A 19908-nucleotide genomic window follows, 5' to 3' on the forward strand; every position below is an offset into this window, starting at 1 on the left:
GGTTTTTGGTTTATGTAGTCAATAAGCCAGTCCGACACGGTATCCGACATACTCACCTGTAACGAGCTCACGATATAAAAAGTCCGCAGTATCGCCGACCGAAATGCTTGTGCCGCCCTCAGGCAAAACGTTACGCTCCGTACGATAAACGCCGGTTGCTGTTCCGTCCGGGAGGTAAGTGGGGCAGATGATTGTCCAGTCTAATGATGATTCTTTAAGCATTTCGTATACTTTTGCATGCTCCTTGGCTGCGCGGGTCTGCTTTCGTTTCGATTCATTTGTTTCAAACCGGTATTTTCCCGGTTCATATCGGGAATCTAGGATCCCTGCGGTGCCGATCGTAATAAGCCGTTTGATATGCTGTTCCTCCATAGCGGAGATAATGTGTGCCATAGCAGTTGACAAGGTATCATCACCATCTGTGCCTAGACAGCTGATCACGATTTCAGCATTCTCCATTATTTTTTTCACATCTTCTAAGCGGCGGGCGTTCCCCATGACGGTTCTGTCTTTTGAAAGGGGAAGATCAGCATGTTGAGATCTGGTCAGAGCGAAAATATCAAATCTTTCATCTGCTGCAGCTTGTGTTAAAAAGGCTTGTCCGACGCGGCCGCTGGCTCCTAATAAAGCGATTTTCATCAAAAAACCTCCTCGCCTTTCATTATAAAAGGATGTTCTCAGTTTGAACAGCGCGGGAAAGAATACCTGTACAAATAAACAGAACGATGGGAAACATATTCATGAATCATGGATACACTTACGAACTGAACCAGCTCCCAATTCACAATGGTGATGAATGACACCCCGATTCCCTCCCTTTTTTTCTAGGATATGTGGAGCAGGAAAAAAGGGTGACAAAATAAAGAGAGCGCGGAAACCGCGCCCTCTATAGCCATATATTGAATTGTTATTGAACTCTGCCGCCCATTTGCTGCTGAGCGAAAGATACTAAACGTTTTGTAATTTCTCCTCCGACAGAACCGTTAGCGCGAGAAGTTGTGTCCGCTCCAAGGTTAACGCCGAATTCAGAAGCGATTTCAAGTTTCATTTGATCGATAGCCTGAGCTGCGCCAGGAACTAGTAAGTCATTTGAAGAGTTTTGGTTAGCCATGTGTAAAATCTCCTTTTTTGTTTAGTATGGTTGGGTTAACTGGAGTTGCACCAATCTGTGAACCCTTCTCGGGTGTCACTGCCGCCTCGGCGTAACCCAATGCTTTGCCGGCTTGTTACTACGTATTATGTTAAAATGTCCGGAAACTCATGCGGAGAATTGTGTGGTAAATCTTGAGAAAGAAAAAAAGCTTAGCCGTTTAGGCGGCTAAGCTAGTCATAAATATGAAAAAGCATCAGTTCATGTATCTCGTTTGTAAGAGCAGGCTCGTCAGCGCGGGCGGGAAACAAGTCTCCCCATTCAATCTCACCGCTCTTATGATAGATGCCTTCATAATGGGTCCCTTTATAATAAAATGAAATTTTCCATCCGGGCAGCTTTTCTTTTGGGAACAAAGGTTTCCAGCTGAAATGAGAAATCATTACGGCCACGCTCCTTACATTTGGTATCAATTGACCTAAATAAAAACGGCTTATGTTCATTGTATCATTGTTTCAGAACATCATTGAAGAGGCCTAAATATGCAGTTTGTCCCAGCTTTGGATAAAGATAAGCCCGCTTTATTAAAAAAGCGGACAGGTTACGAAGGCCACAATGCTTCCGGAGATGTGATTGCCTTCTCAGATAAATATGACGCGTATTCAAAACTTCTTCGTTTTGTAAGAGAATCAACATGATGCAAATTTGGATGAGAAAAAATGCTTCGGCCCGGGCGCGAATTCGCTTCAAACATCCATACTTTACCGTTCTGATCAATGCCAAAATCGAAACCAATCTCCCCGATAAATCCCTCGATATGATCATGAAGGACATGGCTTGCAGTCAGTGCCGCTGCAGAAAGCTTTTTAATGACCTCAACTCTTTCAGCGGGATCATCGTATACTTCCGCAAGTGTCTTTACAGTGCCGCCGTTAGAAAGATGTGTTGTAATGCTGTTCTTTCCGGAAATTTTTACGGCGATTGCTGTCACTGTCCATTTTCCTTTTCTGTTTTTATTGGTATGGACACGGAAATCCGCTGGTTTGCCTTGAAATTCGATGAGATCAACACCTTGCTGAATGAGAAAGTCGGACGGGTTGTGATGTTTTTGAAATTCTGCAAGGAATGAGGCGGCATCGGAATAATCAATTGATGTAAAAGTTTTGGCGTCATTCGTATGCTTTACCGTCAGGCCGCCATCTGTTCTTGTCAGCTGATAAATGCCGGTGCCGAGTGCTCCATTTGCCGGTTTGATATAGACTTTTTTGTATGCGCCACAGAGCTCATCTATCAGCTCCACAGACGGTGTCAGCTCGGATCTAGGCAAAAAGGGTGCCGTTCTTGGATCTTTTTCGAGCAATTGATGAACGTTCCATTTATTGAAAAACGTTTTATTAAACCATGGGATCTGATATTCATCGATCAGCCTCTTTTTTGTATGTTGCAAGAGAAGTGAATCTTCAATTTTTCGGTTCGGCAAACGGTCATAAACGACGTTCGGCAATGGAACGATTTTTTTCTCCCAGCCGTTTTCCCTGTAAAGGAGGCCTTCAATCGTGCCTTCCTCCCAATTGATTTGGTGCGCGCCAAAAACGAAGCAGTAGCCCCCGGCTTGCTCGTGTAACGTGACAAGCTTAGAAAAAAAGAGGGAACGATCCTTAAATGGGCGTTCAAGAGATACAGTAAACCCTGCCGTAAAGATGCCGACTAACGGCCCGATATGCACTGTATGATCATGAATCAGTATATCTGCCCTGCTTCGGTGGGGAAGCAAAAGCTCATGAAACAGATTTTCAGAGAGAAGCACGGTTTGTTCCAGATGCCGTCTGTAAGCAACGTGGCATCTGACAACCTTCGTTCCGAATGCAGCATGCAAAAGTCCGTCTTGCTTCAGCGAAGAGGGCAGAAACAGGGTGTTTTCACTGGTTTTGTCTATGCCGATCAAAAACCGTTTAGGATTCACGCGGAAGAACTCCTTTCTGGCTTTGCTCAGAAAACAGATATTGGCAGCGCTTTAGGGGACAAGTGTACAGCTGTTCTTTTTGCTCGGGAGAGACACGCAGGATTGACTTTCTGCCTGGTTTGGAATTGATATCTAAAATCCAAATTCTCCCGTCCTTAGCAAGACATATATCAAGACCGAGTTCAAACAACGGCCCATAGCGCTCGTCAAGATAATACGGAACCGATTGGGTAATCGAAAACACATCATCTAGTAAGACCACTTGCTGTTTTTTCGGTATATCTTCAAACCAGGAGTCAAATGTCAGCGCATCAGATCCGCCTGACAAATTGGCGAGCAGCCCGTGTTTGTATCCGCGTCTTACTGCCTTTCCGACTGTATTCCATTCACCTGCTTCGTTTTTTTCCATAAACAGGCGAATATCACAAGGGTATTGTTCCTTATCTTGAATGTTTAAGTAAGGCTGAAGCAAATATTGATGCTGAAGCACTTTTTTGCACCATGTCTTAAAAGAAGTCTGGTTGGAAAACGTTTTTGTCTGCTTATCCTTTCCGATGTGATAAGTAGCAGTGATGTTTTTCTTGCCCAGCTTCAAAAGAATCACGCCTCTGCCTCCCGCGCCGAATGCCGGTTTAAGGATGCAGGCTTTTTCTTTGGATAAAAAGGAGTGAATTTGTTCGTAGCGGCTCACCTTTATCGTTTCGGGAATATAGGGATTGATTACAGAGTGCTGCTGTAAATCGTGAAGGACGGTCCACTTATCGGGAAGACCCCGCCCGATAAATTCCGTTTTCGGATATTTTTTGAGCCACTCAACGATTGGTTTTGCTTTTTGGGAATGTGAATCCTTGCCGTAAAAACAGCGATCATAAATATAATCTGGAATCGCCATTTCAGTTTCGTTCCATGTGCTGCTGGCCGAATGATAGACCGATGCTTTGACACGCAAAGTGTCAGGTGAAATATCAAATGGTGTAAACCGGATGAAACGTATGCCGAATTCGGGTGCTCTTTTGGCCAGTTCTGCGGAATAATCCGCTTCATGCTGGCGGGATAAGGACATAAAACCGAGTGTTATCATGGTGAGACTCCCCCTTTTATTCAAAAGCTGCCGGCGGGTGTCCGCAGCTTTACACTAAATACATGTAAGACGAACGCAGCTGACGGTATTCTACTTTACAGAATACGATTCTCCACCTTGCCCTATTCCAAAAGAACAAGCTGATTTTCTAAGAACAGGAATTTGTCTCCTCGTTTGCTAAGTGATTGCATGAGCCTCTATAATACGTATAGGTACATAATCTATATGAAAAAAGCTGAAGCACAGATGGAGGAAGATGAATAGGAATGGGTATTGCAGGAACCTTTATTTTTATGATCGTGATCGGCGCTGCCATTGGAGCGGTGACCAATCATTTAGCAATTCAAATGCTGTTTAGGCCGTATAAAGCGTACTATTTGTTTGGGAAACGAGTTCCTTTTACGCCCGGGCTGATTCCAAGACGGCGAGATGAACTTGCAAAACAAATGGGACTGATGGTAGTCAATCATCTCTTAACCCCTGAAGGCATTAAAAAGCGGCTCGTCTCTGATGCAGCCAAAACGCAGGCTCTTCGAGTGGGGGAACAACTGATTCAAAAGCTGTCATTTTCTGAAGTGACAGTAAAAGAAGCGCTTGAAAAAGCCGGGATGAAGCGCCCCGAAAAAGCTGCTGATGCATGTATCAGCAGCTGGACCGATGATAAGTTGAATGAGCTTTTCCGCCAATACGGGGACCAATCGTTAAAAGAGCTGGTGCCTATAGAGGTGCAGGAAAAGCTTGAGGAAAAAATTCCGATGATTTCAGGATATATATTGTCACGGAGTGTCAGTTATTTTGAAAGTGATGAAGGAAAAATCCGTCTTGGCAATATGATTGATGACTTTTTAAAAGAGCGCGGCATGCTTGGAAGCATGGTGCAATTGTTTCTTGGCAATTCAAGCCTTGCGGATCGCGTGCTGCCGGAGCTGCTGAAATTCTTGCGCAATGAGGAAACAAATAAATTGCTTTCTGATCTCTTAAAAAACGAATGGGGCAAGCTGAGGGAGTATACGTTTAATGAAGCAGATGAAAAATGGAATGCAAAGGCGCTCATTTTCAGTTTGAAACGAAGAGTGCTGCAAGCATTTTCGACTGCCCCTTTCTTCGACAATACGATTGGCACGCTTACCGTCCGCTATGAATCTGAGCTGACTCAGCAAATGCTGCCGGCACTGTTAGACAAATTGCTTGAAGGGATTTCGTCCAACCTTGAAAGTGTCTTAAAACGGTTGCGTCTTGAGGAAATCGTCAAGGAGCAGGTGGATCAGTTCCCGGTGGAGCGTCTTGAAGAAATGGTGCTGTCCATTTCAAAAAAAGAATTTAAAATGATTACCTATTTGGGGGGCCTTCTCGGCGGAATTATAGGCGCGATTCAAGCACTGTTTGTCATCCTTTTTTAAGAAGAAATGGGTTTTGATTAATGAAAGGATCTCCATAGTCTGTTATAGTGGAGTGGTATGTCAAACGGCAATGATGAAAGGAGCTATTTACAATGGCTGTTAATTTTTATGATGTAGCGTATGATCTGGAAAATGCATTACGAGGGAGCGAAGAGTTCACCCGTTTAAAAAACCTTTACGACGAAGTTAACGCAGATGAATCAGCGAAGCGCATGTTCGAAAACTTCCGTGATGTACAGCTTAGACTCCAGCAAAAACAAATGGCAGGAGAAGAGATTACACAAGAAGAAGTGACGCAGGCTCAAAAAACAGTTGCGCTTGTACAGCAGCACGAAAAAATTTCTCAGCTGATGGAAGCGGAGCAGCGCATGAGCATGCTGATTGGTGAATTGAACAAAATCATTATGAAGCCTTTAGAAGAGCTTTACGGCAGTGTTGAAGGCTAATAAGCAAAATCCCTTCTTGGATAAGAAGGGATTTTTTATTCATTCAGCAAACTTTGAAATCCAATGAATCTTTTACCTCTCCATTGATGATGACTGATAATGTATGAATTCCTTTGTAATGCTTTCTAGTGGTTAAATCCTTAAAGGATTGGATTCTTGTGTATGACTTCGTTTCGTTTTTTCGTATATTTGTTTCTGTTATTTTAAATACTTTCTGATGACGCTGGCCTCTTGCTTTTACAAAATCAATTGCGTACTCAATTCTCACTTTTTGATCCCTGTCTGAATGAATATAGAAAGAAAATTCAAGGCTTTCGCCAATAACTATACGTTTGGGCTGGCATGTTAAATCATGTAGTTGTATCGAATCAGCATTTTCATAACCAAAAAGCGTTAAGGCCTGTTTATCACCCTTTTTTAATAAGGTCCGATAGGCGTGTTTGATAATCCAATCTGTATGGGGATGTGTTCCATACCATTGATCCGCGACTTTTTGCAGCAAATGAGGATGTGTTTTTGATATATCATTAAGATTGTTGGCCACGCTTTTCCTTACATATAAGGACTCGTCCTGCATCAGCTTCTCAAGGATCGGCAATACGGGGGAAGGGTCCGATTTCAAAGCCGGTATCGATTTTCCCCATGGCAGGCGGGGCCTGCTGCCTTCGCTCGCAAGTCTTCTCACGTGTTCATTTTTATGCTCAGACCATGCAAGCAATTGTGCAATCATCTTTTCTTGATCTAACAGCAAAAAAGGCCTTACAGCAAATTCTGAGGTCGAATATTGCGTAAAGTATTCCAATGCCTTTATTGATTCTTCCCAATGCGCTAACCCGTACTGTTCCACATAATCTGGAAATAAAATTCCGCTGAGTCCTTTAAAATGAGGGGCTGTATCCCGTAAAATTGTGAGCGCTTCAACGTATTGTTTTGGCAAAGTTTCGTATAAAGAAACTGTCACGCGGCGCATCCGCTCTTTTAAAGTGAGTTCAGGCCAGTCCTCCAGCCGTAATGTATCCTCGAATCTGTCTTTGTTAAAATCAGGATAGGATGACCTTACATGATGGATCAACTGAGATATCAGTTCTTCATTATATATTTCTTTTAAATCAGCCATATAAACACCGCTTTTTCGTTTATTATTTATATTGTATGGGAATGTACGTTCTGGATCAAGTGTATAGTCCTAAAAATTAACAACTGATCCTACCACGGATATACAAAAGTTGGTTACTTTTTTTAGTTAAAAAAACCCTTGTCATCGGAAAAGAAAACTGAGATAATAACATTGAAAGCGCCTACACTTACCTATTTCAAATGGATACGGTCGCATATCATGCCGTTATATAGAGGGGATAAGCAACAGAGAGTAAGTGTTCGGAGCGCATCATTGGTCAAACAAGGGGTTCCTGATACATGATTTTTCGTAAATCGAAATAACGATATTAGGGAGAATGGCTGCTTCGATCGTATCCTATCAACAAGCCATACATAAAGTCTGCTGAGCCAGGCTTTTTTTGCTTTAAGAAAAGGTTGTTCTAAACACAGAGACAGGGTCATATCCTATACACAAGTACAGTCATCAAGGAGGGGGACATCTCTGTGTCAAAACAATTGCTTGCCTTAAATATAGATGGAGCGCTGCTTCGGTCGAACGGGAAGATTCATCAGGCAACGAAAGACGCGATTGAATATGTAAAGAAAAAAGGGATTTACGTCACACTCGTGACCAATCGTCATTTTCGCTCAGCACAGAAAATAGCGAAATCGCTAAAGCTTGATGCCAAGCTGATCACCCATAGCGGGGCATATATTGCTGAGAAAATTGACGCCCCGTTTTTTGAAAAAAGAATTTCTGATGATCATACCTTTAACATTGTTCAAGTGCTGGAGAGCTATCAATGTAATATTCGGCTTCTTCACGAAAAGTATTCCATCGGAAACAAGAAAAAGGTGAATTCGAATTTATTGGGGAAAGCACTCATTCATCCGTCTGACCCGATCTTTTATCCAGTCCAGTTCGTTGAATCATTAAGCGATCTCCTCATGGATGAGCCAGTGAGTGCACCCGTCATCGAGGTGTACACGGAGCACGACATTCAACATGACATTACAGAAACGATTACAAAAGCCTTCCCTGCGGTGGACGTGATTCGCGTAAATGATGAGAAGCTGAATATCGTCCCGAAAGGTGTCTCGAAGGAAGCGGGTTTGGCCCTCGTAGCTTCAGAGCTGGGCCTGAGTATGGATGATGTCGTGGCCATTGGGCATCAGTATGACGATCTGCCGATGATCGAACTTGCCGGTCTTGGGGTAGCGATGGGGAATGCCGTTCCGGAAATTAAGAGAAAGGCAGATTGGGTTACAAGGTCCAATGACGAGCAAGGTGTCGCTTATATGATGAAGGAATATTTCCGAATGCAGCAGCGAAAAGGATTTCTTGATAAGTTCCACATGAAACGTGTGTAAAAAAGCCGCTCGCACCCTGACAGGTGCGGCGGCTTTTTTGCCGGATTGATTTTAGCAGTTTATTTCTGTACACTAAAGAAAGTTTTGAATCTGATAAATTAGGTGATGAAGTTGCAAATTAAAATAGAAGGCATACATGATGACCGCCTGCATCGGCCTCTTCAAAATATTGCAAATTTGTTTTATGAAGAGTGCGAGCTTGCGTATGGCGGAGAGGATCCCGCAGATTTTGTCATTTCTTTAGCGTTGTCACAAACGGATGAGCATGTGACGGTTTCGGGAGAAGTGAAGGGAACTGGCATAAAGGAACAGCATACAAAATTCTTTTCTCCCGGCATGACTGAAAAAGAAGCTTTTAAGCAAGTGAAAAACACAATTTCTTATGTGTATCTCAATCTTCTTCAGGCGCATACGGGCATTACGCAGAAGTGGGGAATCCTCACAGGAATCCGGCCCACAAAGCTGCTTCATAAAAAACTGCAAAGCGGAATGTCCAAGGAGCAAGCACATGCTGAGTTGAAAAAAGACTATTTAATTCATGATGAAAAAATCATGCTAATGCAGGAAATTGTTGACCGTCAGCTGGCGGCAGTTCCGGATTTGTACCGAGTAAAGGATGAAGTCAGCATTTATATCGGCATTCCGTTCTGCCCGACAAAATGCGCGTATTGCACATTCCCTGCGTATGCCATCCAGGGACAGGCAGGCAGAGTCGGCTCATTCCTATGGGGACTGCATTACGAAATGCAGAAAATCGGTGAATGGCTGAAGGAGCATGATGTTAAGGTTACAACCATTTACTTTGGCGGCGGGACGCCGACAAGCATTACAGCGGAAGAGATGGATCTGCTGTATGAAGAAATGGTCCGCTCCTTCCCGGATGTGAAAAACATTCGTGAGATTACGGTGGAGGCCGGTCGTCCTGACACGATTACAGAAGAAAAACTCGCCGTTTTAAACAAATATGACATTGATCGGATCAGCATCAATCCGCAATCCTACGAAAACGAAACGCTAAAGGCGATCGGGCGGCACCATACGGTTGAAGAGACCATTGAGAAATATCATCTGTCACGCCAGCACGGCATGAATAATATCAACATGGACTTGATTATTGGTTTGCCTGGGGAAGGCGTGAAGGAGTTCAGGCACAGTCTTTCAGAAACAGAAAAACTGATGCCGGAATCCCTTACCGTTCATACTCTTTCATTTAAACGGGCGTCAGAAATGACGAGAAACAAGCATAAGTACAAAGTTGCCGGCAGGGAAGAGGTTTCTCAAATGATGGAAGACGCGGTAGCCTGGACGAAAGAGCATGGGTACGTGCCTTACTATTTATACCGCCAGAAAAACATTCTTGGAAATCTTGAAAACGTCGGATACTCTTTGCCGGGACAAGAAAGCATCTACAACATTATGATTATGGAAGAGGTCCAGACGATTATCGGAATCGGCTGCGGCGCTGCTAGTAAATTTATTGATCGGGATACAGGGAAAATCACGCATTTTGCGAATCCGAAAGATCCGAAATCGTACAATGAGCGCTTCGAGCACTACACGGACGAAAAAATCAAATATTTAGAGCAGATTTTTGAAAAAACGACAAAGCAGCACTGATTACAGTGCTGCTTTTTTTATCCCTGTTTTTTTGCGGGCTGAACCTCAGGCTTCCATTTAAATACCTTGTTCAGCAAGCGGTAAATTCGTTTTGATTCCTTTGTGACAAGCGGTCCCAAAATCGCCAGAATGAGGACATATAATGCGGCAAACGGCTTTAATGTGGCTGACAGTCCGCCGGCTATTCCGAGATTCGCAACGATAATCGAAAATTCTCCCCGCGATACGATCGTCAGCCCGATATTCGATGAAGCCTTATGAGAAAGCCCTGCGCGTCGTCCTGCCACCATTCCGGCGATAAAATTTCCCAGAATGGTCAAAATCACTGCACCCAACGCAAGCCAAACCGCTTCACCAAGCGAAAACGGATCGATGCTGAGGCCGAAGCTGAAAAAGAACATCGCACCGAAGAAGTCGCGAAACGGAACAACGAGGTGTTCAATCCTATCGGAATGCTCTGTTTCTGAAAAGACCAAACCGAGCAGCAGCGCGCCGATTGCTTCTGCTACATGAATCGTCTCTGAAAACCCGGCGATAAAAAAGAGTGCTGCGAAAATGACGATAATAAACACTTCGTTTGAGCGAATGTCCAACAGTTTGTTCAACAGCGGCGGGAGTTTTCTTGCTGCGATAAAAAACAGCAGCATATAACCGAAGGCGATCAAAATGGACAAGAGTGCACTCCCTACGGATGTCGCATCACCTAGTATAAGGCCGGAAACAACGGACAGATATACGGCAAGGAAAATATCTTCAAACATGATGATGCCGAGAATCAATTCGGTTTCCGGATTGGCAGTTCTTTTTAAATCAACGAGCACTTTTGCGACAATCGCACTTGACGAGATTGTGATGACGCCTGCGAGGATGAGGACTTCCAGAAAGGAAAATCCGGTGATAAACCCGTAAAGCAGTCCGAGGCTGAAGTTAATCAAAATATAAATCGTCCCGCCGACCGCGATTGATTTTCCTGATTTGATTAACTTCCCGACAGAGAATTCGAGTCCGAGATAGAAGAGGAGGAACAGTACGCCCATTCGCCCGAAAAACTCGATGATTTCACTGCTTTGAATAAATGTTAGATCAATAATCCCCATTTTCGGCGCGTGCGGTCCAACAAGCATTCCCAGCACAATCAGAAACGGAATAATCGAAAATTTAATTTTATTGGCGATCACACTGGCGATTGCCACAAGCACAAGTGCAGTTCCGACTTCAAATACAAGATGGTCCATCGGGGCTCACACGCCCTCTCCAGAAAGAAAATCGTGAATCAGTTTCTTCAGATGCTTTCTCTCACCTGAGAGGACAAGGGTGTCATTTTCTTCAATAATCGAATCGGCTCCGGGATTTAGGAGCTTTTCCTGGTTGTGTTTGATAATCGCAATAACAGTGACATCGTAATTCTGGCGGACATCAAGCTCTCCGAGTGTGCGCCCGATCGATTTGGCGCCTTTTTCGACCTTAAACCATTCAATAATAAGATCGCTGAAGGCCATTTCAATGGACTCCAGAGCTTGCGGTTTATAGACCATGCCCCCGAGAATAGCTGCAATTTGCCTTGCTTCAGAATCATCCAATGAAATATTTGAAAGAAGCTCATCCGGGTCCCGGTCATTAAACCGGTAAATTTCCCTTCTTCCGTCATCATGAATGATAATCGTCATTTTTTCGTGGCTTCTTGTTTCGATTTCAAACTTTTTGCCGATGCCCGGCAGATCGTTTTCTTTAATATTCAATGAAAATCCCTCCGAATGTAGTGTTGGCAGTATGGGGTGAGTTACTAATAAAACTTGAGCAAATTATATTCGGAGGTAATTAGACTGGTATTTGACAGGGACGGCCCAAGCCTTTTCCAGCCTGTTTATCAGCGGTTCGTCAAGTGGTTTGACAGAGAGCTGCCTGACAGACTGCGCCAGCGGGCTGTACTCTTTGATCAGCTCAGCCGGGTGCATGCTGCCCGGCGACGGCGTTTTTGCCGATTGTGTTTCCTGCGGATATGAGGACATAGGCGCATAGCTGTCAGTGCTTGCTTCAAACTGGGAAGGCAGAACCACGTCCGAAGGGGGAAAGTACACCATAAATAAACTTAACAGAAAACTGATCAGCAATTTATCCATGTTCCTTTCCTCCCTTCTCGTCAAGATATCCCTTCTTTTTCACTATATAAAACTTTATGTTTCCATTCAAACAATATGCATTTTTCAGTATCTATTGACCTTGAAAAATAAAAAGGTTTATTTGAGGATGGCGGGGAATGTATAGGAGAAAGAAAAAAGCAAGCGCATACATGGAGGTGCTTCATATGGAGTTTGTTCAATATGCATGTAATGGGGCCGTTGCAGAGATTATCCTGAATCGGCCTGATGCCCATCACGCCCTGAATGAACAGATGCTGTCTGAATTGAAGGAGGCAGTCGAAATGGCGGCTGCAAGCGAGGCGCTCATCGTTCTCCTGAGAGGAAGCGGGAAAGGCTTTTCGGCCGGCGGTGATATCAGGATGATGACGTCAGAGCATGACCCTGACCAATTTAAACGGCTGATGGATACGATTGAGGCTGTCACCCTGAATTTATATCAGATGAAGAAAGTGACAATTGCAGCCATTCATGGCGCTGCTGCGGGACTGGGCCTGAGTTTGGCGCTTTGTGCGGACATTGTGCTCGCTGAAAAAAACGCCGTCCTCGCGATGAATTTTATCGGCATTGGGCTTGTTCCGGACGGCGGAGGACATTATTTGCTGAAGAAAAGAATCGGTGAAGCAAAAGCGAAAAAACTGATTTGGAGCGGAAAAAAACTATCTGCCTCAGAAGCTGCCGATATGGGGCTTCTTGATGGGACATTTGCCGGAGACCCTGCCGAAGGCGCAAGACCCATTATCGAAACCCTGTTGGCCTCCCCTCTTTTGGCGATGATCGAAACGAAAGCTATTTTTCAAAGCCTCCAAATTGAAGAACTGAAAAAAGTGCTATCCCTTGAGCGCAGCGCCCAAGAGAGAATGAGAAGGACCAAGGATCACCAAGAAGGAATCCGTGCCTTTTTAGAAAAACGGGAGCCGAAGTTTCAAGCGTAACAGATCAGCCGGAAAGCTGATCATCTGTGAAACAAAATCAGCTTTCCGGCTGCATTGACTAAACGATGAGTATGACTATGAAGCTCTTTTTCTTTTAAGAGGGCTTCACCATGCGTTTTTGCCGCTTCTTCATGTTCTGCCTCGAATCGCTCGTTTACCAGCGTGTTCCCCGAAGGATCAAATACGGTAAGGAAATAATCAGCCATCAGGTTTCTCCTCCATTTTAAGGTTTATCAGTCTTTCTTCATTTATATTCTAAAAAGGAAATCAAAATCCTTTATTATGCTTTATCCAAAATTAGTATATAATGGGTCAGGGAAGGAGGAGATTCAGTGCTTACAATTGATCACGTAACGAAGACATTTGGAGATTATAAAGCCGTTGACGGATTGGACTTAGATATTCCGGAACAGCAAATGTTCGGTTTATTAGGCGCAAACGGAGCGGGAAAAACAACGACGTTTCGCATGATCCTAGGATTATTAAGCATTACGGAGGGCTCAATCAGCTGGAAGGGCCGTCCTGTGAATTATCATATCAGCAACAAAATCGGTTATCTGCCGGAAGAGCGGGGCCTTTATCCGAAAATGAAGGTAAGGGATCAGCTCGTCTATCTTGCCAGATTAAAAGGGATGGAGAAGCGAGAGGCTGTAAAAGAGCTCGGGACATGGCTTGAACGCTTCAATATTACAGATTACGAGAATAAGAAGGTGGAAGAGCTTTCGAAGGGGAATCAGCAGAAAATCCAATTCATTTCGGCAGTTTTGCATAAGCCGGAGCTCCTGATTCTTGATGAACCATTCAGCGGCTTGGACCCTGTCAATGTTGAGCTGTTAAAAGAGGCTGTGATCTCGCTGAAAAACAGCGGTGTTTCTATTTTATTTTCAAGCCATCGGATGGAACATGTGGAGGAGCTTTGTGAGAACCTTTGCATATTGCAGAAAGGAAAACCGGTTGTACAAGGCAAGCTGAAGGAGATCAAGCGTTCTTTCGGTAAAAAGAATGTTACCATTCACTCCGATGACGATCTGCGCTTTTTGCAGTCCCATGAAGGCATTCTTCAATGGAAGGAAACGGCAGACGGTGTCAAGCTGCAGATTGCCAATGAAGACATTTCTCAAGAGATTTTTGCTATGCTCCAAGGAAAAGGGTTTATCAGAAAGTTTGAGCTTGAAGAGCCGTCACTGCATGATATTTTTATAGAAAAGGTGGGGGCCGTCTATGAATAAATTTTGGATCATGCTTTCTCATACATACAAAAATAAGATTATGGCAAAATCCTTTATTATTTCGACTGTCATCACGGTGCTGCTTGTTTTAGTTGTAACAAATCTGGAGTCGATCATTTCTTTGTTTCAAGGTGACGATGCGAAAGAAAAAATCGCCGTTGTTGATGAAACAAACGAATTATATCCGGTTTTTTCTAAGCAGCTGAAAGCGGTGGATACAGACGGCGATCTTGATGTGAAGCTGTCGAAGCAATCGGAGGATGAGGTCACAAAGCAAGTCAAAGATGAATCACTCGATGGCATGCTCATCATCAAACGAGATGAAAAAGGGACCATTTCAGGAACATATAAAGCGTTAACGATTTCTGATGAAAGCACGTATCAAACGCTGCAGCAGGCGCTGACGCAAACCAAAACAGCTGTCGGAACAGCGGAGCTCGGCGTGTCGCAGGAAACGATTAGCAGCCTTTATGCGCCTGTTACTGTGGGGCAGAAGGCGCTGAAAGAAGGGGCAAAGTCTGAGGAAGAGCTTGGCCAGACGGTAGGGCTTGTTTACATTATGCTGTTCGTCATTTATTTCTCGGTGATTATGTATGCCAGCATGATAGCGATGGAGGTCGCAACCGAAAAATCTTCGCGAGTTATGGAAATCCTGATCTCAAGTATGCCGCCGATCCAGCAAATGTTTGCAAAGCTGCTTGGTATCGGGCTTGTCGGGATCACACAGCTTGCTATTATTATAGGAGCAGGCTCTCTGTCGCTTAAGCTGAACCAAAAGAGCGAAACGGCTTCATCTGTCGGCGGGTTCCTTAATTTGACCGACGTATCTGCAACTACTGTCATCTATGCTGTCATTTTCTTTTTGCTCGGATACTTTTTGTACGCGACACTTGCCGCGTTTCTCGGCAGTGTCGTCAGCAGAATAGAGGACGTGCAGCAAACGATCACGCCGATGACGCTTTTGGTTGTCGCCGGTTTTATGATCGCGATGTTCGGTTTGAATGCGCCTGACGCAGGATTTATTACGGTAACTTCGTTTATTCCGTTCTTTACGCCAATGATTATGTTCCTGCGCGTCGGCATGCTTGATATTCCGTTCTGGCAGGCGGCTGTCGGAATCGGAATCACACTGCTCACCATTGTCATACTGGCCGTTATCGGCGCCAGAATTTATAAAGGCGGTGTATTAATTTACGGCAATTCAAGCGCGTTCAAAGCGATCAAACAAGCGCTTCGTTTAGCGAAAAACTGATTGGAAAACAGCCTGGGGATTCTCAGGCTGTTTCTTTATTGACAGAACGTGCATTCGTAAGAATTCGGTGCTAAAATAAGGGTACTTCATCCTGGAAAGGAGCAGAATGTTGACTGATCTAACCTTTATTCATGCGGCAGATCTTCATCTTGACAGCCCGTTTTACGGGATATCGCATCTGCCGGAGCCGATTTTTGCCCGGATTAAAGAAAGCACGTTTGCAAGCGTGAGACATATGATAGACGCCGCAGTGAGAGAGCACGTTGATTTCATTTTACTTGCGGGAGATCTGTTTGATGAAGCCAATCGAAGCTTAAAGGCTCAGCTCTTTTTGAAAAAACAGTTTGAAAGACTCAGAGAGTGCGGAATTTCGGTATACGTCATCTTTGGGAATCACGATCATCTTGGCGGGGAGTGGACGCCGATTGAATGGCCTGAGAATGTCCATATTTTTTCGTCCGCTGTTCCAGAAGAAAAATCGTTTTTTAAAGAAGGCAGGCGCATAGCAAGCATTTACGGCTTCAGCTATCAAGCCAGAGCAGTGACGGAAAACCAAGCCGCCCGCTATCGGAGATCAACTGACGCACCGTTTCATATCGGCATGCTCCACGGCACGCTGTCAGGATCTGAAGGACACGATCCGTATTGCCCGTTTACACATGACGACCTCGTGAAAAGCGGGATGGATTATTGGGCGCTTGGCCATATACATAAACGCCAGGTTCTATCTGCCGAGCATCCGGCAGTCATTTACCCGGGAAACACGCAAGCACGCCATATGAAGGAGACGGGAGATAAAGGCTATTATCTCGTTCATGTGACAAACGGAGATATATCTTATGAATTTCAGAGAGCGCATGATGTCCTGTGGGAAAAAGCGGCGGTTGATGTAACGGAGGCAAAGAATATGACCGCCCTCTTCCAAATGGTGGAGAACACGTTTTCGAAGCTGCGGAAAAAGGGGAGCCCTGTTTGTGTAAGGCTTGTTTTACAAGGGACGGCGCCGGAATGGCTGCTGGAGGCGCCAAAAGGCACCTTGGATGAGTTTCTTGAAGCTCTTCAGGAACAAGAAGCGGAGGAGGAACTTTTCGTTTGGCCTCTTAGATTGGACGATGAGACAGAAAACGAAGCAAACCTAACAAACCTTGATCCTTTTTTTGGCGGTTTATTTGAAGACATTGATCGCAGCGATCTGTCAGACGTGCTGGAAGGGCTTGAGCGGCATCCAGTGTATAGAAGGCACGCGGACCGGTTTAGCCAAGAGGAAGTAAAGGAAATAAAAGAGCAGGCACAGATATTATTGAAAAAACAGCTTAAGGTGCTTGATACATGAGGCGGTGACAGCTTTGCGAATTATATCTTTACATATCTACCAATATGGAAAATTTTCCAATCGGACCTTTCACTTTTCCGCCTCTCCTGTCCAAGTAATTTACGGATTAAATGAGGCAGGAAAAACGACGATGATGTCATTTATTGAAAGTATGCTGTTCGGTTTTCCAAAAACAAAAAAATATGAACCGAAAACAGGCGGTGTCTACGGCGGTGTTCTTGAAGCTGAACATCCTGAATATGGGGTGCTGAAGATCGAACGGACGAAAGGGACTGCCGAAAAACTAAGCGTGTACACAGAAAAGGGCGAAGTAAAGCAGGGAGATGTTTTAAAGCAGCTGTTCCAGGGCACAGACAGGTCGTTGTACAAAGCCATATATTCGTTTGACGTATTCGGGCTGCAGGAAATTCACGCCTTTAATCGGGATAAGATAGGGGAATTTTTGCTCTTTTCCAGCTTGTTTGGTGCTGAAGCCGTATCAAAGCTTGATTCAAGGCTGACGAAGGAAAGCGAAAGGCTCTATAAACCAAATGGGCGAAACCCTCAATTGAATCAGGAGCTGGAAACGCTTAAGCGGCTGGCAGTTAAGCTAAAACAGGCTGAAGCAGAGGAAGCGGGCTATCATCAGCTTCTCGAGGAAAAACGAACGCTTGAAGCCCGCCTTGCAGCCGCGGAAATCGAATTGAAAGAGACGGCGGGACATATCCGAATGATTGAGGGAGCGATTGAGCGAAAGCCGCTGCTAAATGAAAAAGCGACACTCGAACAGGTGATTGCAGAATTTCCGGAACACGCAGGACAATTTCCTGTTGACGGACTGCATCAGCTGGAAAAATATGAATCCCATCTTCACCCGAAATCAGCACAGCTTGAGGCGCTTCGGGTGAAGATGGCGGAGTTGGACAAACAGAGGCAAAAGCTTATCCCCGATAAAGAACTATTGGCGAAAGAAACGCTGATACAAGAACTTTCGGCAGCGTTTCATATGTACCAATCCTGGGGAGAAAAGCTGGCAGCCATTCAGGCACAGCTGCGCCAGACGTCTGCACAGACAGCGGCAGGGCTGGAACAGCTCAATAAAACGGATGAAAATGAGCTCCTGAATATGAACACCTCATATGATTATGAATGGCAGCTTCAGCAAGCGGTGCAGCAATATGTACAGGCAAGAGACAGAAAACGGCAGCTTGACGAGACGTTTGAACTTGCCCGGCAAGAGCTGGAAGACGCGGAAAAGGCCGTTCGTGCCGCTTCGTCCGCGATTCTTGAAAACAGCCAAAGAAAAGATAAAGAAGCAGCTCTTAGAGCATATGATGAAACACAGGGGCAGCACCAAGAGCAAGCGAAGCTCAGAGAACAGCTAACGTTTTTTGAAAGACAGCAGGCTAAACAGAAAAAGACTGTCATTGCAGCTGGTATGTTGTTCATCGTTCTCTTTTCTCTGCTGCAGCAATGGATTCCCGCCATAAGTTTCGGCGCTGCACTTATTGTGTATTGGCTTGTATCAGGAAAATCGTCTTCTCGAAACAGCCGAGGGACAAGACAGCCCATGACGGATATTTCACCAGCAGAAGCTGAAATGCTTAGAGAAGCGTTATGGGAGGATGACCGCAATAAGCAGCACCTTCTCACACAGCGTGCAGCGCTCCAGCAAAAGGAGGCGGCGTATGAAAGGGTCATCCAGCAGTTTGAACAGTGGGAAGCCGAAATGGCGCCGTCCTTTACACAGGTTGAGCGTTTTATGAATGAGCTCGGATTTAAGGAAGATCCATCATTTTTGCTTGATGCATATAGCTTAATGAAGGATGTTAAAAAAGAAGTGAAGAAAAAGCATGAGCTGACCATTGAAGCAGGCAGGCTGAAAAAGCACCGGAGAACATTCGAAGAACGCGTCAGTATGCTTCGTCCCATGAATCAGAGTCAGGATATCTCCATTTCGGACGCCCTTCACACATTGCGGAAAAACATTGAACGTGAAAAAGAAATTGAGAAGCAAAAAAAGGAAATTGAAACAGATATTCATTATACAACGGAACAGATGATTGAACTTGAGCAAGAAATACAGTATTTCCTCGCACAGATTGAACAATTATTTGCCGCGGCTGCTGCAAAAGACAGAGATGCGTTTTTTGCCATAGCCGACATCAGCAGGCAATTGAAGGATACGGAGAACAAGCTTCATCACGTAAACGCACAGCTTCAAGGCGGGTACCCGGAGGAACTTGAACTGGCGGATTCCAATACGCTTTCTGAATTGAAAGATAAGCAATTTGTTGAGAATGAAAGAAAAGAGCGGCTGACTGAGGAGATCGAGCAGCTCCGCAGCCAAATCGCACTGCTCTCAGTCAAACAGGAACAATTAGAGGCTTCGGGAATGGTCTCAGACCTCAAGCTTCAAACCGAAATGCAAAAAGAACGTGTGAAAGAAACGGCTAAAAAATGGGCCTCCATACAAATGGTCAAACAGGTGATCAGAAACAAATTGGAGCGGCATAAAAAAATCGAGCTTCCGCGCCTTCTGGAGACGGCAGGAGAATTTTTCCGCCCTCTGACTGACGGAAACTACCAAACCATTTATTTTTCCGAAACGGATGATTCGATCATGGTTATGCATCGCGATGGAACTGTCTATCATGCGGAAGAGCTGTCACAAGGGACCTGTGAACAGCTGTATACAGCGATCCGATTTGCTTTGGCCGTTACACGCCAGGATGGGTCAAAGCTTCCGTTCCAGCTTGACGACAGTTTTGTTCATTTTGATCAGGAAAGGCTGAAACGTGTATTACATGTTCTGTATGATTTATCTGAAGGCGGTAGGCAGATTTTGTATTTTACATGCCATGAGCACGTAAAAGATGCATTTCATAGCAGCCAAATCATCCATTTGGTGTCATAAAAGAGGTTCTATAGCTGAAAATCGGTATGTGATATACTGGTATTATGTAAGATACGGAG

Annotated in this window: 20 protein-coding genes; 9 read left to right on the top strand and 11 right to left on the bottom strand. The window is 44.6% G+C overall.

The window, feature by feature from the left end:
- Positions 1–18 precede the first annotated feature (18 nt).
- The 6 genes from NSQ83_RS05505 to spaC all read right to left on the bottom strand — a co-directional run bounded on the left by NSQ83_RS05505 (position 19) and on the right by spaC (position 4134).
- Positions 19–639: an SDR family oxidoreductase gene (locus NSQ83_RS05505; RefSeq protein ID WP_088467599.1), complete on the bottom strand. Its 621-nt coding sequence runs from the start codon at positions 637–639 to the stop codon at positions 19–21.
- A gap of 38 nt (positions 640–677) precedes the next feature.
- Positions 678–803, bottom strand: a complete 126-nt coding sequence (locus NSQ83_RS05510; RefSeq protein WP_003245136.1) for a hypothetical protein — start codon at positions 801–803, stop codon at positions 678–680.
- 104 nt (positions 804–907) lie between these two features.
- Positions 908–1111, bottom strand: a complete 204-nt coding sequence (gene sspB, locus NSQ83_RS05515) for a beta type acid-soluble spore protein SspB (protein WP_003233287.1) — start codon at positions 1109–1111, stop codon at positions 908–910.
- 212 nt (positions 1112–1323) lie between these two features.
- Complete coding sequence (locus tag NSQ83_RS05520; RefSeq protein ID WP_010886462.1) at positions 1324–1542, bottom strand: YheE family protein; 219 nt, start codon at positions 1540–1542, stop codon at positions 1324–1326.
- 149 nt (positions 1543–1691) lie between these two features.
- Positions 1692–3053: a spore coat associated protein YheD gene (yheD, locus tag NSQ83_RS05525; RefSeq protein ID WP_003245015.1), complete on the bottom strand. Its 1362-nt coding sequence runs from the start codon at positions 3051–3053 to the stop codon at positions 1692–1694.
- Positions 3043–4134: a spore coat associated protein SpaC gene (gene spaC / locus NSQ83_RS05530; RefSeq protein WP_003245845.1), complete on the bottom strand. Its 1092-nt coding sequence runs from the start codon at positions 4132–4134 to the stop codon at positions 3043–3045. The genes yheD and spaC overlap by 11 nt, the downstream gene beginning before the upstream one ends.
- 266 nt (positions 4135–4400) lie before the next feature.
- Between spaC and NSQ83_RS05535 the strand changes: the two genes are divergently transcribed.
- Both NSQ83_RS05535 and NSQ83_RS05540 read left to right on the top strand, forming a co-directional pair.
- Positions 4401–5534, top strand: a complete 1134-nt coding sequence (locus NSQ83_RS05535) for a DUF445 domain-containing protein (protein ID WP_088467600.1) — start codon at positions 4401–4403, stop codon at positions 5532–5534.
- A gap of 92 nt (positions 5535–5626) precedes the next feature.
- Positions 5627–5980 carry a YlbF family regulator gene (locus NSQ83_RS05540; protein WP_003224239.1) on the top strand — a complete coding sequence of 118 codons (354 nt, stop codon included), beginning with the start codon at positions 5627–5629 and terminating at the stop codon, positions 5978–5980.
- A gap of 43 nt (positions 5981–6023) precedes the next feature.
- Here the strand turns inward: NSQ83_RS05540 and NSQ83_RS05545 are convergent, their stop codons facing one another.
- On the bottom strand, positions 6024–7097 hold the full coding sequence (locus tag NSQ83_RS05545; protein WP_088467601.1) for a DNA alkylation repair protein: 1074 nt from the start codon (positions 7095–7097) through the stop codon (positions 6024–6026).
- Between the two features lie 485 nt (positions 7098–7582).
- Here NSQ83_RS05545 and NSQ83_RS05550 point away from each other — a divergent pair, with 485 nt between their 5' ends.
- Positions 7583–8449, top strand: a complete 867-nt coding sequence (locus NSQ83_RS05550) for a Cof-type HAD-IIB family hydrolase (RefSeq protein WP_003233277.1) — start codon at positions 7583–7585, stop codon at positions 8447–8449.
- 111 nt (positions 8450–8560) lie between these two features.
- Complete coding sequence (locus NSQ83_RS05555; RefSeq protein ID WP_088467602.1) at positions 8561–10066, top strand: coproporphyrinogen III oxidase; 1506 nt, start codon at positions 8561–8563, stop codon at positions 10064–10066.
- A 17-nt stretch (positions 10067–10083) separates the two neighbouring features.
- On the opposite strand, the gene khtU is transcribed toward NSQ83_RS05555, so the two are convergent.
- The 3 genes from khtU to khtS all read right to left on the bottom strand — a co-directional run bounded on the left by khtU (position 10084) and on the right by khtS (position 12186).
- Positions 10084–11301, bottom strand: a complete 1218-nt coding sequence (khtU, locus tag NSQ83_RS05560) for a K(+)/H(+) antiporter subunit KhtU (RefSeq protein WP_003233272.1) — start codon at positions 11299–11301, stop codon at positions 10084–10086.
- 6 nt (positions 11302–11307) lie between these two features.
- Entirely contained in the window at positions 11308–11805 is a 498-nt protein-coding gene (gene khtT, locus NSQ83_RS05565; protein ID WP_003233269.1) for a K(+)/H(+) antiporter subunit KhtT, read from the bottom strand.
- 63 nt (positions 11806–11868) lie between these two features.
- Positions 11869–12186, bottom strand: coding sequence for a K(+)/H(+) antiporter modulator KhtS (khtS, locus tag NSQ83_RS05570; RefSeq protein WP_088467603.1), 318 nt, complete (start codon positions 12184–12186; stop codon positions 11869–11871).
- Between the two features lie 185 nt (positions 12187–12371).
- Between khtS and NSQ83_RS05575 the strand changes: the two genes are divergently transcribed.
- The gene (locus NSQ83_RS05575; protein WP_029726320.1) at positions 12372–13139 is read left to right on the top strand and encodes an enoyl-CoA hydratase; all 768 of its coding nucleotides are present in this window, start codon (positions 12372–12374) and stop codon (positions 13137–13139) included.
- A gap of 20 nt (positions 13140–13159) precedes the next feature.
- Here the strand turns inward: NSQ83_RS05575 and NSQ83_RS05580 are convergent, their stop codons facing one another.
- Positions 13160–13345: a YhzD family protein gene (locus NSQ83_RS05580; RefSeq protein WP_015715596.1), complete on the bottom strand. Its 186-nt coding sequence runs from the start codon at positions 13343–13345 to the stop codon at positions 13160–13162.
- 126 nt (positions 13346–13471) lie between these two features.
- On the opposite strand from NSQ83_RS05580, the gene NSQ83_RS05585 reads away from it, so the two are divergent.
- The 4 genes from NSQ83_RS05585 to sbcE all read left to right on the top strand — a co-directional run bounded on the left by NSQ83_RS05585 (position 13472) and on the right by sbcE (position 19849).
- Positions 13472–14368, top strand: a complete 897-nt coding sequence (locus NSQ83_RS05585) for an ABC transporter ATP-binding protein (RefSeq protein WP_003233262.1) — start codon at positions 13472–13474, stop codon at positions 14366–14368.
- Positions 14361–15620 carry an ABC transporter permease gene (locus tag NSQ83_RS05590; protein ID WP_003244912.1) on the top strand — a complete coding sequence of 420 codons (1260 nt, stop codon included), beginning with the start codon at positions 14361–14363 and terminating at the stop codon, positions 15618–15620. Before NSQ83_RS05585 ends, NSQ83_RS05590 begins: the two co-directional genes overlap by 8 nt.
- Before the next feature lie 106 nt (positions 15621–15726).
- Complete coding sequence (locus NSQ83_RS05595; RefSeq protein ID WP_024571671.1) at positions 15727–16953, top strand: exonuclease SbcCD subunit D; 1227 nt, start codon at positions 15727–15729, stop codon at positions 16951–16953.
- Positions 16954–16957: 4 nt separating this feature from the next.
- Positions 16958–19849 (top strand): DNA repair/recombination ATPase SbcE, encoded by a 2892-nt coding sequence (gene sbcE / locus NSQ83_RS05600; protein ID WP_198878827.1) that lies wholly within the window; start codon positions 16958–16960, stop codon positions 19847–19849.
- Positions 19850–19908 lie beyond the last annotated feature (59 nt).

Source organism: Bacillus sp. PS217 (assembly GCF_037963535.1).
Classification (GTDB): Bacteria; Bacillota; Bacilli; order Bacillales; family Bacillaceae; genus Bacillus; species Bacillus subtilis.